This is a genomic window from Candidatus Sulfotelmatobacter sp. (genome assembly GCA_036500765.1).
GTDB lineage: Bacteria > Acidobacteriota > Terriglobia > Terriglobales > Acidobacteriaceae > Sulfotelmatobacter.
The window spans coordinates 1,760,974-1,775,215 of sequence record DASYBM010000004.1 but is presented as its reverse complement, the minus strand read 5'-3'; the positions used below and the strand labels follow the sequence as shown (position 1 = coordinate 1,775,215).

12 protein-coding genes are annotated in these 14,242 nt (G+C 58.0%); 5 read left to right on the top strand and 7 right to left on the bottom strand.

Annotated features, from left to right (window positions below; translation table 11 throughout):
• The first annotated feature begins 4 nt into the window (after positions 1–4).
• The 4 genes from VGM18_10450 (at position 5) to VGM18_10435 (ending at position 3,462) form a co-directional block, all read left to right on the top strand.
• Entirely contained in the window at positions 5–1,015 is a 1,011-nt protein-coding gene (locus VGM18_10450) for a metallophosphoesterase (protein ID HEY3973416.1), read from the top strand.
• A gap of 160 nt (positions 1,016–1,175) precedes the next feature.
• On the top strand, positions 1,176–2,258 hold the full coding sequence (gene ychF, locus VGM18_10445) for a redox-regulated ATPase YchF (GenBank protein HEY3973415.1): 1,083 nt from the start codon (positions 1,176–1,178) through the stop codon (positions 2,256–2,258).
• Positions 2,259–2,313: 55 nt separating this feature from the next.
• The gene (locus VGM18_10440; GenBank protein HEY3973414.1) at positions 2,314–2,685 is read left to right on the top strand and encodes a four helix bundle protein; all 372 of its coding nucleotides are present in this window, start codon (positions 2,314–2,316) and stop codon (positions 2,683–2,685) included.
• A gap of 48 nt (positions 2,686–2,733) precedes the next feature.
• On the top strand, positions 2,734–3,462 hold the full coding sequence (locus VGM18_10435; GenBank protein HEY3973413.1) for a ZIP family metal transporter: 729 nt from the start codon (positions 2,734–2,736) through the stop codon (positions 3,460–3,462).
• A 28-nt stretch (positions 3,463–3,490) separates the two neighbouring features.
• Here VGM18_10435 and VGM18_10430 read toward each other — a convergent pair whose 3' ends face one another.
• From VGM18_10430 to VGM18_10410, 5 genes are all read right to left on the bottom strand, one after another.
• Positions 3,491–3,901, bottom strand: coding sequence for a type II toxin-antitoxin system VapC family toxin (locus VGM18_10430; GenBank protein ID HEY3973412.1), 411 nt, complete (start codon positions 3,899–3,901; stop codon positions 3,491–3,493).
• On the bottom strand, positions 3,898–4,128 hold the full coding sequence (locus tag VGM18_10425) for an AbrB/MazE/SpoVT family DNA-binding domain-containing protein (protein ID HEY3973411.1): 231 nt from the start codon (positions 4,126–4,128) through the stop codon (positions 3,898–3,900). The genes VGM18_10430 and VGM18_10425 overlap by 4 nt, the downstream gene beginning before the upstream one ends.
• 108 nt (positions 4,129–4,236) lie before the next feature.
• Positions 4,237–5,097, bottom strand: a complete 861-nt coding sequence (locus VGM18_10420) for an alkaline phosphatase family protein (protein ID HEY3973410.1) — start codon at positions 5,095–5,097, stop codon at positions 4,237–4,239.
• A 221-nt stretch (positions 5,098–5,318) separates the two neighbouring features.
• Positions 5,319–6,752, bottom strand: a complete 1,434-nt coding sequence (locus VGM18_10415) for a hypothetical protein (protein ID HEY3973409.1) — start codon at positions 6,750–6,752, stop codon at positions 5,319–5,321.
• 218 nt (positions 6,753–6,970) lie between these two features.
• Entirely contained in the window at positions 6,971–8,191 is a 1,221-nt protein-coding gene (locus tag VGM18_10410; GenBank protein HEY3973408.1) for a VWA domain-containing protein, read from the bottom strand.
• A gap of 229 nt (positions 8,192–8,420) precedes the next feature.
• Between VGM18_10410 and VGM18_10405 the strand changes: the two genes are divergently transcribed.
• Positions 8,421–10,211, top strand: coding sequence for a SpoIVB peptidase S55 domain-containing protein (locus tag VGM18_10405; protein ID HEY3973407.1), 1,791 nt, complete (start codon positions 8,421–8,423; stop codon positions 10,209–10,211).
• A gap of 72 nt (positions 10,212–10,283) precedes the next feature.
• Here the strand turns inward: VGM18_10405 and VGM18_10400 are convergent, their stop codons facing one another.
• Together VGM18_10400 and uvrA are read right to left on the bottom strand one after the other, a co-directional pair.
• Positions 10,284–11,108, bottom strand: coding sequence for a type II CAAX endopeptidase family protein (locus VGM18_10400; protein HEY3973406.1), 825 nt, complete (start codon positions 11,106–11,108; stop codon positions 10,284–10,286).
• Between the two features lie 283 nt (positions 11,109–11,391).
• Positions 11,392–14,205, bottom strand: a complete 2,814-nt coding sequence (gene uvrA / locus VGM18_10395) for an excinuclease ABC subunit UvrA (GenBank protein ID HEY3973405.1) — start codon at positions 14,203–14,205, stop codon at positions 11,392–11,394.
• Positions 14,206–14,242: the final 37 nt, after the last annotated feature.

Below are 14,242 nucleotides of genomic sequence, written 5' to 3'. Positions count from 1 at the left end.
ACCGATGAGTTCGCGACGCAACCCTCTCCCGCGTGCTGTAGTCGTATTGTTCGCGACCGCGACTCTGCTTGCGCTCACCTGCTGCAATAAGACGAGCGCGCAGACGTCGCCTGTTGATTTGAAGCTCGACGTGAAGACCCCGTTTCGCTTTGTCGCTTACGGGGATACGCGTTTCCACGATCCCAAGGATTTCGAGGCGGCGAATCCTCCTGTGCGGATGGCGCTGGTGCAGGCGATTGCCGATGCCAATCCGGCATTTGTATGTTTCACCGGCGATATTGTCCTCGACGGCTTCGACGCCGATGACTGGAAGGTATGGGACAGCGAGACCGCGATATGGCGCGAAAAGAAAATCCCGGTCTATCCCGCCCTGGGCAATCATGATTTGCACGGGGACGAGAACGTGGCCCTCGGCAACTATTTTCAGCGTTTCCCCGCCCTGAAAAACAGCCGATATTATTCCGTGCGGGCCGGCAATCTGCTGATGCTGGTGCTCGACAGCTCGCTGGACGAAGCTGGTGGGCCACAAAGCGTGTGGCTGGCCGACAAGCTCGATCACGTCTCGGCGGATGTCGAGTTTGTCACCGTGATGTTTCACCATCCGCCCTACACCAGTTCGTCCGATGAAAAGAAATATGGCGGCGGGCACTCGGCCCGCCCCACCGAGTTGGCTCTGGCGAAAACGCTTGAGGAGCGCCAATCCCACGCCCGTTACCGAATCGTGGTTTTCTCCGGACACGTGCACAATTACGAGCGCCATGAACACGGCGGCGTGACTTATTTTGTGTCGGGCGGCGGAGCCGCGCATGCCTATCCCATTGAGCGCGCTGCCGACGATCCATTTCAGAGCAAGGAAATCAATTATCATTATCTGATGGTCGAGGTGGACCGGCACCAGATGAATATAACCATGAACCGCCTTGACCTGACCGGCGGCAAGCCCGTCTGGACGCAGCCGGATTCGGTAAAGATCACAGTCCCCGCGGTTGCCGCGGTGCACGCAGCCGGCAAATAACTGCAACGCAGGCGCAGGGGCTACTCTGCGTTTGGGCAATTCCTACTCCATCGTTTATCCTGAATAGTTGTCTTGGCGCTCACCGAACACAGCGTGGGCAATCAGTCCGAACTCATTCCTGCGACGCATTAGCTAGCGGCTAAAAGCTAGAAGCTTTCCTATGAAAACTGGCATTATTGGCCTGCCCCAGGTAGGCAAGACATCTCTGTTCCGCATTCTGACGAAGGCGCACCTTTCCGCGACCGCCAATAATCCGCGCGAGGCCCATATCGGCGTGGCCAAAGTGCCGGACGATCGCCTCGATCGGCTGGCCGCGCTCTACAACCCGAAGAAGCTCACGCACACATCCGTGGAATATGTTGACGTCGGCGCGATTGGGCAGGACGCGCTGAAGGAAACTGCTTACATCGGCCACTTGCGCCAAGTCGATGCGCTGGCCCTGGTAGTGCGCGTGTTCGAAGATCCGATGGTGCCGCTGGTGGCTGAGATCGATCCTCTGCGCGACATTAAGAACGTCGAGTTCGACCTGATGGTCAGCGATCTGGGCCAGATCGAAAAACGTCTGGAGCGGCTGGAAAAAGATCTCAAGAAGATGAAGACGCCGGAACTCGAAAAAGAATTCGAGCTGCTCAAGCGCGCCAATGCGCATCTGGGAGCGGAGAAGCCGCTCCGCGAAATGGAAATGACACCGGAAGACAAGAAGCGCATTCGCGGCTTCATGTTCCTCAGCGAGAAGCCGATTTTCTATGTGCTCAACATCGGCGAGTCGACCGAGCTGGGCAAAGAACTAGACGAAGCCGTGAGCAAGTACGGGCTTACCGAAATTGCCGCGCGTCCCAACGCGGCGGCCACGGCGATTTGTGGCAAGGTGGAAGCCGAGCTCGCAGAAATGAGCGACGCCGATGCGGCTGAATTTCTTTCCAGCTACGGCCTGAAGGAAAGCGGGCTGGTCCGCCTCATCCGCACGACGTATAAACTGTTGGGCCTGATTTCATTCTTCACCGCCGGCGAAGACGAATGCCGCGCCTGGCAAATTCCCGCCAACAGCCGCGCTCAGGAAGGCGCTGGAGCCATCCACTCCGACCTGGAAAAACATTTCATCCGCGCCGAAACCATTCGCTGGGACCAGCTACTCGAAGCCGGCTCCGAAGCCAACGCCCGCGCCAAAGGCACGCTGCGCCTGGAAGGCAAGGACTACATTGTGCAGGACGGGGATGTGATGCACATCAGACACAGCGGCTAGGCAGTACCGAGTTGCGAGTACCTAGTACCGAGCGTTTCGCTGTAGGCTATCTGCCATGGCGCAGCATTACAAAGACTTGATCGCGTGGCAGAAAGCAATGGACTTGGTGAATGCCGTCTACAACGTGACCGATGCGTTTCCCAAGCGGGAGGTGTATAGCCTTACCGATCAGATTCGTCGAGCGGCCGTCTCGATCCCTAGCAATATCGCAGAAGGGCAAGCCCGTTACAGCAACCGCGAGTTTCTTCACTATCTGCGCCATTCTCGCGGTTCGCTCGCAGAACTTGAAACTCAGATCCTCATCGCTCAGCGGAGGAGCTACCTCTCGGAATCGCAGGCAGCGGAATTGCTGAAGCGCGCTGACGAACTAAGCCGTATTCTGAGTGGTCTAATCAGTTCTCTTCAGGAACGCGAGCGCAGTCGATAGGAAGGTTCGGCTCGGTACTAGGTACTCGGTACACGGTACTCAGCACACATGCACCCAATCATAATAAGCATCCTGTTAGGCCTGACCGCTGCCGCCGCCAACGTGTTTGGCGGGGCGATCATTGTGCAGCGGCACTGGGAGCGGCGCTATCTGCGCTACTTTGTCGCACTGGGCGCGGGATTCATGCTGGCCACGGCCCTCGTGGAGATGGTTCCCGAGAGCTTCGAGCTGCGGGGAAAGGCGGCGGCATTTCTTGTTCTCCTTGGCTACTTGATCGTCCACTTTTTCGAGCACACGGTCACGCCGCACTTTCATTTCGGCGAGGAAACGCATCGCGACGAATTTATCCACTCGCACAAGGGATATTCCGTATTGCTCGGGCTCATCATTCATACGTTCTTCGACGGCATCGCCATCGCATCGGGATTTCTGGTGTCGAATGCGTTGGGCTGGCTGATTTTTCTCGCAATTTTTCTGCACAAAATCCCGGAGGGCTTCACGGTGAGTTCGGTGATGCTGGCCAGCGGGCGCAGCCGCGGGACGGCCTGGGGCGCGTCGATCGTGCTGGGGGCGTCGACGCTGGCGGGCGTGCTGACCATGGCACTATTGCGCCATCACGTCGGCGCCGGGCTCCCACTGGCGGCGGGAGTCACGATTTATGTTGCGGCCTCCGACCTGATTCCCGAGGTCAACAAAGAGCCCGCCATGAAGATGGCGCTGCTGGTATTTGTGGGAGCTGGGCTTTTCTTGCTGCTCGACCGTCTGTTTCGCGTCTAACTGGGAGTAACAGAAGCGTGGATCAGATTTAGTTCTTGTGCGGCGGAAGCGCCAGAATGTGCAGAGCCGGAATCTTCTTGAAGTCCTTCACATCCGAGGTCACGAGAATGTCGCCGGCCCCGGTGATTGCCGCGGCGAAACAATCGGCGTACGGCAAACCATGGCCGGCTTTCAGCTTCGCGGCGCGTGTCGTGGTGGATTCGTCGGCATCCATAATCGTGAGTGGAAGCATCTTGACACGATCCATAATCCTGACGGTCTCGGCGAAGCCCTCGGCCCCTGCGATCGTGTAATAAACCTCGCCCCAGTTGACGACCGACATGCGCAGCGGTTGCTCCGCATCTCTGGCTTCGCGAAACAGTCGGCTCACGACATCCGCCCCAGGCCCGCCAATCAGAAAGCGGTAGAGTGCATTCGCATCGAGCACGTGCACTTTCATCGCAGCGGCCGGTCGCGCACGCGCTCGATGCGAGCAGGCACGCCTCGTCCGGCGAGCACGCCTTTCATGCCCTCGATAAACTCATCCGTGACTGGCTGAATAAACAGGCGCCCTTCTTCTTCCAGGAAGGCGACACGTGTCCCTTCCTCAATCTGAAATTTGCGCCGGACGTCGACCGGAATCACAACCTGGCCTTTGGCTTTAACGGTTGCATACTCAATAGCCATAGTTAAGATTATACATCATCGGTTGGACTACTTAGATGTGGGTAGTACTTCTAATAGTTAGTATTACTAATTGGCCTGTGTTGAACATGGGGCGTACACCGCGAGATGCTACTGCCCGGTAATGAATTCACCCAGATCAGGAGCGCTCGCCGCCTCTCCCGGGAGGCTGGTGACGCCAGAGGCGGAAAGAGTCAGGCGCAAAGCGCTCTGATGCTGGTAGAGGGTCTGCGATACGTAATTCTTCTTCGCCTGCGCGCTCACGATAACAGTAGCAATGTGGCCTCCGCCATTGGCGCTGTCGCTGGCATCACCCTCGTCGAAGGTGATGATCAGCAAGCCGCTGTTCTGGAACGCTGAGTTCGAGATCAAAGGAGCGAGATTCGCTTGCATCCACTGGTCCGCTTGCGCCAGCGTCCCGTCGTGGGCGTCGTTGAGAACATCGGGAACAATGAATGAGTATTGCGGCAGCGCGTTATTGGCGAGGTCGGAAGCGAACTGCGAGAATGGGACGATGTTGCCGGCCTGCGACGAATCATTCTGAACATCCGAGAAGTACGTAAACGGATTATGGTGCCGCAGGTAGGGATAAACATCGCCGCCGAGATATCCCACAGACGGCAGAGCTTCGGCATAGCACTTCCAGCTTTTGCCCGCCTTGGTAAGTTCCCGCGCGACATTATCGTCGGTGATGATGCCGGAAAAATTGTCGTCGGTCGTTTCTTCCTTGCCGGTGGTCAGCATGAAGTAGTTCGGAAGCGAGGGATGCGCATTCGCGAAATATTGTGCGGCCAAGCCATATTGCTGGGCCAGGCCGTTCAGGTACGGCATGTCGGTATTGCCAATCACATCGGAGTAAGAATGGTTTTCGAGAATGACCACCGCTACGTGCGAAAATGCGATCTGATTAGCAGGGGCAGAGGTAGGAGCCGAAGTTGCAGAACTGCCGCCTCCGCAGGCTGTACTCAACACACAGCCACAGAGCGACAGAACGATACTCGGGAGTGAATTAATTTCGAGTAAACGGCGCACAGTTCCTTTGACCGCACCTCAGGATGCGATTCTTGGTTGCCGCGCCCGCCTTCTCGGTTGTCTCTCCTTTTCCGGTTTATCTTTCCTCACTCGTCCCGCGAGCATCCCGCACAAAGCAAAAAGCCTCCGCTGGCGGAGGCTTTCGCTTGCAAGAGTTACTTTTAGTTGACGGTAACGCTTACCGGAACCGACGGAATTCCGTTGGCGACGACCTCCAGCGAACTCGCGCCGGTCTCCATGGTTGCGGGAACGTCGATGTTGGTGGAAACGATGGCCGAGCCCGTAGCCACTGCCATCGTGCTGTGGTTGTGAGTCTTCGCATAGAACACGTGGCCGGTGCTGTTGTTGGTAATGCGCACCAGCGGATAGTTGGTCGCGGTCTCATACTCATCGCCGAAGGCGGCAGCCTGCGAAAGCCCGTTGAACTGCGTTCCGGAGATCTTATATGTCGATCCACGGGTCAGGCTGGTTGTGACCGACTTGATGGTCGGAGCCCAAGCAGCGTCATAGGTTCCCGATGGATTGTAGACTTCGGTCCCGCCAACCAAGACCTGGCCGGTCGGCAGCATCATTAAACAGCCGGGCGTGGATAGGGTCTGGATAAATGTTGTCCCGTCCCACAGGTAAGACCCGAAGGTGCCTTCCACCAGCACATCTCCGCTAGGCAGCAGTACCGCGAAGTCGTCGCCCGCGTTGTCGCCATTCGGAAAGTCAGGACCAACCGTCCATTTGCCCGTTTTCGTATCGTAGATTGCCGTGTGCCCGGCGCCGCTTCCCGTGCTGGTATACGAACCGGTCGCGAATACGGTGCCGTCCGGACGCAGAATTGCAGGCCCGATCTCTCCCGGCGGGTAATAGCACAGCGAACCATTGGGGCCGTAATTGATGCAACCGAACGGTGAAGGCGAATGCAGATCGACAATCGTGCTCCCTGCTGTGGACCACTTCCTGGTGGCCGGCAAAAACCGCTCCGAGTTCGGTGCGTTCTTCACGTCCATGGTGAGCACCGAACCGTCGGGCAGCAGCGTCCAACCTTCTTCGGCGTTGAAATCGCTTTTGCCGGCTCCTGGCAGCACAGTCCAGGTCAGGGTCTTGGCATTGAGCAGAGCCATCGTCATATGCAACTTGTCGCCGACCATGAAGGTACCGTTCGGCAAAACCACTGACGGCGAGTCTCCAATGTAAGGCCAGCTCGTGGGGGCGGGAAGATTCGTCCAGGTGTTGGCCGCAGGATCGTAAATGGCTCCCAGATTGGTCAACGTGAAAGCGCCATTCAGGTATTCGCCGCCGGTGATCACCACGCGCCCGTCCGGCAAAGTTGCAGAAGCAAAGGCATCCGCCGAATATCCCGCCGGCAAGCTTGCCATCTTCGCCCACGTTCCGTTGACGTAGCTGCCGGTATTGTCGGGAGTGAGCTTATACCAGTTAGAGTCGTTGTTGGACTGGCACAGGACCGTGCCGTCGGTCAGCTGAAAGCAGAGTTGGGCGCCGGCTGGTGGCTGATGCGCCAGTCGCTGAAGAGTTTGTGTGAAGGCAGCGCTGGAGGCCGCGAACACCAAGGCAACTGCAAGGAAATACTTTCTGGGCAAAGGCATGTTCCCACCTTTTAACTTTAGACTGGAAATCAGAACCCTCAAGAACTGCGTCGGCAAGAATACAACAGAAACCCCTATAGCTGACGAGCCCGGGGCAGAATTGACGGTTTATTTACAAAAGACGTAGCCCCGGCCGCATTCGTCCGGAGATCAACTATTACGGATTCATTGCCGGGCGGATGACGCAGGCGGACGAATGCGTTCGCCACTACGTTCTGTTAGTCGACCGTGTGCTTGGCCGTGTAGCCGTCGCGCGCGACCACGTCGATCTTGACGTCTTTCCCCTTTTGATCTCTCACTTTCAGCGGGCTGCCGTCGGGACCCACCACCTGCACTTTCAACTTGCGGTAAGTGCCGTCCAGCTTCGAGTTGGTTGGGGCGTACGAGAGGGTGTACTGATTGCGGATGTCGTTGGAAATGTCCTGGAAATCTTCCGCGTACTCGGCTTGAAAGCGTGGAAAATAAGCGCGGCCGCCGGTCATGGCGGCGAAAGTCCGTACTTCGTTGTCGCCTTGCAGGTAGTCCATGTGCCCGACCGGGATGCCCATGCCGTGCGCGTTGTGGCAATAGTAAGAGCCGGGATGAGTCTCGCAATATTCGCGCAGCATGAATCCGACGCTCATCGGAAAGATGGTGACATCTTTGGTGTCTTTGATCTTCTTCATGATCTTGTCGAGCGTCAATTTGCTGAAGGTGTCGACGCCCGTTGTCACGAGGATGATGTATTTTTTTCCTTCCACCCGGTCCAGGCGATCCAGCGTGTCGTAGAGTGCGTCGAAAAGATTGGTCTCGGCGAAACCGGGAATGCGCAACTGATTCAGCGCCCCGTAGACGGCTTTCTTGTCCTGAGTAAAATCGACCAGAATATGCGGCTGCATGTCGTAGTACGACACGGCGACCCAGTCATCTTTTTTAAGCGAATTCGCGAACGCATAGGATGCCTGTAGCGCATCCACCAGGAAAGAGTAGCTCGTCGATGCGAACTCCACCAGCAAGACAGCCGTAATTGGAGCCTGCGAGACGCTGAAGTGAGTAACCTGCTGGGGCACGCCATCTTCGATGACGCGGAAATTGCCCTGCTTCAATCCAGGAATAAACTGTCCATCTTTGGTTGTGACCAGCACGTCCACATTGACCAGCGGCACGTTCACTTTTAGCGAATAGTCGGGAATGTCCTCAAGCTTTTTCGGTGTAGGTGGCGGAGGCGGCGGGGGAGCTTCCTCGGCTTTCTTTTTCGGGATCGCATACGGACCGACGTTGTCAGTAGGGCCGCCCGCTTCATCGGGAACTTCCTGTTTCTGCTTGCCATTGCCTTCAGTTTGCGAGGACGTTTGGGAAGAGGTTTGCGCCGGAGTCGAGGTCGGCGGCGTCTGCGTTTGTTGGTCCTGCGCCGCCCCTGGAAGCGATCCGTAGAACAGGATCAGGCTAACTGCCGTCACCAAGATCATACCGGTCCGGCGGCGGTTTTTTCCCTCTAACATCTTATTTTTACAATGATTAAACATGGTGATCCCTGAAAAGTCTCTGTGCTAGTATAGACGCAAGGATTCGCAATTGGGATGTTTTGCCCGGTCCCAGTAATTTCCCCTCCGTGCAACGAGTCGCAGTTGGTCTGAGTCTAATCTGTGGTGGAGGCCCGTTGGCGGGTCTCTCGTGTCGGGGCATTACATGAGAAAAGGTTCTGCGCTACTGGTCCTGAGTCTTTCCCTATCCACTATTCTTCTGGCCGCCCAAACCTCCCAGCCCACCATTCCCGTGGATCAGATTCACGCCGGAATGCGCGGCTACGCCCTCACCGTATTTGAGGGAGTCAAGCCGGAGTCGATGGATGTGGAAGTCCTCGGCGTTCTGCATAACGCGAACGGGCCGAAGGGCGACATTATTCTGGTCCGGCTGCACGGCGCCAAGGCGGAATACACGGGCGTAGTCGCGGGTATGAGCGGCAGTCCGGTTTACCTTAACGGAAAACTCGCAGGGGCGCTGGCGTTCCGCATCGGGGAGTTCTCCAAGGAGCCGATCGCCGGCGTGACACCCATCGCCGACATGCTGGAGATCAATGCGCTCGACGGATCTCCGGCGGAAGAGGCGACCGCGACCAAGCCTGGCGTGACCAATACTGCTGGAAAAACCTCCGGGCCCGGCGAACCCGGCACACTCCCAACTTCGACCTTGGATTACGCCAGCTACCTCAAACCCATCGACACGCCGCTGGTTTTCAACGGATTTTCGGAAGAAGCGGTGAAGCAATTCGCCGGACAGTTCGCCGCCGCCGGCGTCGTCCCCGTGATGGGCGCGGGCGGAATGAGCAACGATAAGCAGCCGGAGCCGCTCGAGCCCGGCTCGGCCGTCAGCGCCATTCTGGTGCGCGGCGATATGGATATTGCGGCGACCTGCACGGTGACTTACATCGATCCCCAGCGTCTGCTGGCCTGCGGACATCCGCTGCTGCAATTCGGTTCTGTCGATCTGCCCATGAACAAGGCAGAAGTACTGGCCACGCTGCCCTCGCCGCTCAACGCTTTCAAGATCGTCAACACTACTGAGCAGGCCGGCGTGTTTGTGCAGGATCGCCATACTGGTATTCTCGGCGTGTTCAACAAACAGCCGGAGATGATTCCGGTGACGCTGACCATCCACAACGGAAGCGGCTCCAAAGACTTCCATTACGAAGTGCTCAATAATCCGCGCCTGAGCCCCGTAGCGATTATGGCGACGGTATTCAACGCACTGCATGGCGTGAACGACTACGGCGAGGAGATTACTTATCGCCTGAACGGCAGCATTAATGTGAAGGGCTTTCCCGAAGTCGGCCTGAAAAACATGTTCGCGCCGGTCGAGAGCGGACAGCCTGCCGCCATGGCCGCCGCGCTTTCTCTCGGCGAACGCTTCGGCCGCATTTACGACAATCCCTATAACGCCCCGGCGGTGAAGAGCGTAAAGCTCGATTTCGACTTAGTGCGCGAGCGCCGCTGGGCACGTCTCGAAAGCGCGCGAACCGATGTTACCGAAGCCCGTCCCGGCGATCAGATTATTGTGGAAACTGTTCTCGCTCCGTACCGCGGCGAAAGAGTCGTGCGCCAGATTCCGGTGAAGATTCCGACTTCGGCGAGTAAAGGGACTCTGCGCATTCTAGTCAGCGACGGCGACACGCTCGATCGCGTCGGCCGCACTAATCCCGCCTTCGGCCGCAAACTCGACCTGGCTTCGACGATTGCGTTGCTCAATAAAGAGCACGCCAATAACCGCCTCTACGTGTCATTGCTGGAAGCCGACCCCGAGGCCCGCGTCGCCGACAAAGTCATGCCCACCCTGCCCATCAGCGTGATGAACATCATGGACGGCATGCGCGGCAACCAGGAGATGATCGTGAGCGGCGAATCCAGCGTAGACGAAACTGCAACGCCTCCGCTGGACTACGTGGTGAGCGGAGCGCAGTTGTTGACGGTAACGGTGAAGTAGAAGCAACAAGGCTGATAAGGACTTAAGATTGGACGCCCGCTTCTCGTGGTTTTCGAGAAGCGGTGTTTTCACTCAAAACCAGCAGAAAATGCCCTTTTCCATGTGCCGGAACCCATGCGTGGCCACCAGGGCGATGATCATCTGCGTGCCGTTATATCCCGCGTGTACCAGAAAACTGGCCCCCACCGAACCGGTGGTCGCGCGCACTATTCCACATACGACGCCGACTAGAACGATGACCAGCGCCGCTCCCCAGGCCCATCCGTATTGTGGCAGATGAATCAATCCGAACGGCAACGCCGTCAGCACCACGCCCCAAGTTACACCCAACCGCCGCGCCACCACCGGATACATGAATCCGCGAAAAAACAACTCTTCCATCAGCGGTCCAATGCTTACCGCGATAATGGCCAGCAGATAAGCGTCACGCGGACGATCGAACAAATGCTCGAACGGCGTATCTTTCGGCATGGGCAACATGCTCTGCAGCGCGCCCAGCCCGATCAGCAAGGCGCCGCCCAGCGCCAGAAGCTTCCAAACTCCCGACTGTGGCCAGTTCCACTTGACGGCCGGCCAAAATGCAACGTGATATTTGCCTTCGACCAGCATCACCATGCCAGCGGCCACTGCGGCATAGATCAGAAACTGCGAAGCCAGCAACAAAATCGGCTTCTGCGCCACCGCCGCCAGGTTCGAGTGCGGATACACCAGCCAAAGCGCACCCACCAGCACGATGAGTTGCAGCACGATCATGGTTACGAACGTGAGTACGGCGAGCAATAAGACATCCCACCCGCTCCATACCGGATCGCGCGGCGGCGGCGTGGGAACCGAAGGAATGTTTGCGGGCGCTAACAACTCGGGCGCGTCCACCACAGGCGACTGCGCATTCACCACAAGCGGCTGATCGAGCGGGGGCTCAACCGTCGGTTCAAACTGCGGATTGTCTGGAGATGAAATTGGATTGCCTTCCCTTCAATGAAAACGCTTTGTAGCGCCGGCATCTTGCCGGCTGTCCAGAGAGCCCGCCCTGAGCCTGCCGAAGGGGCGTCACGCCCTCGCCGTTGAAGAAAGAGAGACACTCAAAGCTTTTGAAGACATCTCACTGTCGCCCGCGGCGGGCGAGACGCCCGGCCGGACAGCCGCCGGGACAGCGGCGCTACTGTCGAGTATCGTCTAGTTATCCGGCGACTCTTTTCCCATTCCCGAAATATCCTGCCAGCGCCTGCCCGGTATACGACTTCTTTACTCGCGCCACCGCCTCCGGCGTGCCCTGCGCGACGATGCGTCCGCCGTCTTCGCCGCCTTCGGGACCGAGATCGATGATCCAATCCGCGTTGCGAATGACATCGAGATTGTGTTCGATGATGATGATCGAATTGCCCAGGTCGGTCAACCGGTGCAGGACATCGAGCAACTTCTTCACGTCATCGAAGTGCAGGCCGGTGGTCGGCTCGTCGAGTAAATATAGAGTCTTGCCGGTCTGTCGCTTGCTCAATTCGCGCGCCAGCTTGATGCGCTGCGCCTCACCGCCGGAAAGCGTAACAGCAGATTGGCCGAGATGAATATATCCCAGGCCAACGTCGACCAGTGTCTGTAGCTTCTGCTTCACCTGTGGAATGTTTTCGAGAATCGGCAGCGCATCCGAGACTGGCATCTCCAGCAAGTCGGCAATCGAATATCCCTTGTACTTCACCGCCAGGGTCTCGTGGTTGTAGCGCCGCCCGCCGCACACTTCGCACAGAACATAAACGTCGGGCAGAAAATTCATCTCGATGCGGCGCTGACCTTCGCCCTGGCAAGCCTCGCACCGCCCGCCGGAAACGTTGAACGAAAATCGTCCGGCCTTATAGCCGCGCTCGCGCGATTCCGGCAGCATGGCATAGAAATCGCGAATCTGCGTGAACATTCCGGTATAGGTCGCCGGATTCGACCGCGGCGTCCGCCCAATCGGCGACTGGTCGATGCGAATGACTTTATCGATGTGCTCCGCCCCCGAAATCGCCTTGTGCTCGCCCGATTTTTCGCGCGACCGGTAAAGCTGCCTCGCCAACGCGCGATAAAGAATGTCATTGACCAGCGTCGACTTGCCCGAACCCGAAACTCCTGTCACGACAGTCATCACGCCCAGAGGAAACGCGACATCCAGATTCTTGAGATTATTTTCCTTCGCGCCGAGAATGGTGAGCGCCGCTCCGTTGGTCTGCCGTCTCTCGGCCCGCATCGCAATCGACGTTCGCCCCGAGATGTACGCCCCGGTGAGCGAGTCGGGATCGCGCATGATCTGCTCCGGCGTGCCATGCGCCACCAGGCTCCCGCCGTGCCGCCCCGCTCCGGGGCCGAGGTCGACCACGTAATCCGCGCGTCGGATGGTCTCCTCATCGTGCTCGACGACCAGTACGGTATTTCCCAGATCGCGCAGGTTTTCCAGCGCATTCAGCAGCCGGCCGTTGTCGCGATGATGCAATCCGATCGACGGCTCGTCCAGCACATATAAAACTCCACGCAGCCGCGATCCAATCTGCGTCGCCAGGCGAATGCGCTGTCCCTCGCCGCCCGACAAACTCGCCGCGGAGCGATCAAGCGAGATATATCCCAGCCCAACATTGTTCAGAAATTGCAGGCGCTCGACGATTTCATGCATGACGCGTCCGGCAATCGCCGCCTCGCGTCCAGCCAGTTTAATCCCCTGCGCCACGCCGAGCGACCGGTCCACCGACATGGCGGTGAAATCGGCAATCGACATCCCGTTCACTTTGACCGCCAGACTTTCGGGTCGCAGTCGCTTGCCATGGCACGCCGGACATTCCGTCGCCGACATGTGATCCATCAGCCAATCGCGGTAGCCTTCGGATGTCGACTCCTCGAGATTCTGTTTCAGATATCCGAAGATCCCGTGGAAGCCGGTCTTCCCCCCGCGTCCTGTCTCGCCGTTCAAGAGAAAATCCTGAGTCTTCTCCGGCAGCTTCTCAAACGGAGTGCTGAGATTGATGCCGTACGCTGCCGCCACGATCTGCAGCTGATGAATCAGATTCTGCGACGCCGACCCCGGCCCCAGCCCGCCCTCCAGCAACGGCTTTGACCAGTCGCTAATCACCTTCGCCGGATCGAAGTCGTACTTGCTGCCCAGCCCGTGGCATTCCGGGCACGCGCCATACATGCTGTTAAAGGAAAACGACCGCGGCTCCAGTTGCGGCACGCTGATGCCGCAATCCGGACACGCCAGCTTCTCGGAATAAAGCTGCTCTTCTCCGCCGACCACCGCAACCTGCACCAGTCCACCGGCCAGCTTCATCGCCAGACCGACCGACATTTCCAGGCGATGCTCAATCCCCGGCTTCACCAGCAGGCGATCAATCACGACTTCGATGGTGTGATTTTTGCGCTTGTCGAGATTGATCTTGCTGGGATCGATCAACGCTTCGTCATCCAGGCTGACCAGCTCGCCATCAATGCGCGCGCGGGTGTAGCCATGCTTGACCAGCGTCTCCATCTCTTTCTTGAATTCACCCTTGCGTCCGCGGACGATCGGCGCCATCACCATGACGCGATCTTCAGGACTCAACGCCATCACCCGCTGGACAATCTGATCCGCCGACTGCCGGCTGATCGCGCGCCCGCACTTGGGACAATGCGGCACTCCGATGGAAGCGAAGAGCAGGCGAAGGTAATCGTAGATCTCGGTGATCGTCCCGACAGTCGAGCGCGGGCTGCGGCTGGTAGTCTTCTGCTCGATCGAGATCGATGGGCTAAGTCCATCAATTGCATCCACATCCGGACGTTCCATCTGGTCCAGAAACTGCCGCGCGTAGGCCGACAAAGTCTCCACATAACGCCGCTGCCCCTCGGCATAAATCGTGTCGAAGGCCAGCGATGACTTCCCCGACCCGCTCAGCCCGGTCACCACCGTCAGGGTATTGCGCGGAATCTCAACGTCGATGTTCTTGAGATTGTGCTGGCGGGCGCCCCGGACAGAAATCTTGGTAATAGCCATTTAGTAAGGGTCTGAAAGCCGATTGGCCAAAAAAATC

What these genes read in the sequence shown, in the direction of transcription:
- VGM18_10450 (HEY3973416.1), top strand. Translation starts at nt 5, where the DNA reads ATGAGTTCGCGACGCAACCCTCTCCCGCGTGCTGTAGTCGTATTGTTC.
- ychF (HEY3973415.1), top strand. Translation starts at nt 1,176, where the DNA reads ATGAAAACTGGCATTATTGGCCTGCCCCAGGTAGGCAAGACATCTCTG.
- VGM18_10440 (HEY3973414.1), top strand. Translation starts at nt 2,314, where the DNA reads ATGGCGCAGCATTACAAAGACTTGATCGCGTGGCAGAAAGCAATGGAC.
- VGM18_10435 (HEY3973413.1), top strand. Translation starts at nt 2,734, where the DNA reads ATGCACCCAATCATAATAAGCATCCTGTTAGGCCTGACCGCTGCCGCC.
- VGM18_10430 (HEY3973412.1), bottom strand. Translation starts at nt 3,901, where the DNA reads ATGAAAGTGCACGTGCTCGATGCGAATGCACTCTACCGCTTTCTGATT.
- VGM18_10425 (HEY3973411.1), bottom strand. Translation starts at nt 4,128, where the DNA reads ATGGCTATTGAGTATGCAACCGTTAAAGCCAAAGGCCAGGTTGTGATT.
- VGM18_10415 (HEY3973409.1), bottom strand. Translation starts at nt 6,752, where the DNA reads ATGCCTTTGCCCAGAAAGTATTTCCTTGCAGTTGCCTTGGTGTTCGCG.
- VGM18_10405 (HEY3973407.1), top strand. Translation starts at nt 8,421, where the DNA reads ATGAGAAAAGGTTCTGCGCTACTGGTCCTGAGTCTTTCCCTATCCACT.
- uvrA (HEY3973405.1), bottom strand. Translation starts at nt 14,205, where the DNA reads ATGGCTATTACCAAGATTTCTGTCCGGGGCGCCCGCCAGCACAATCTC.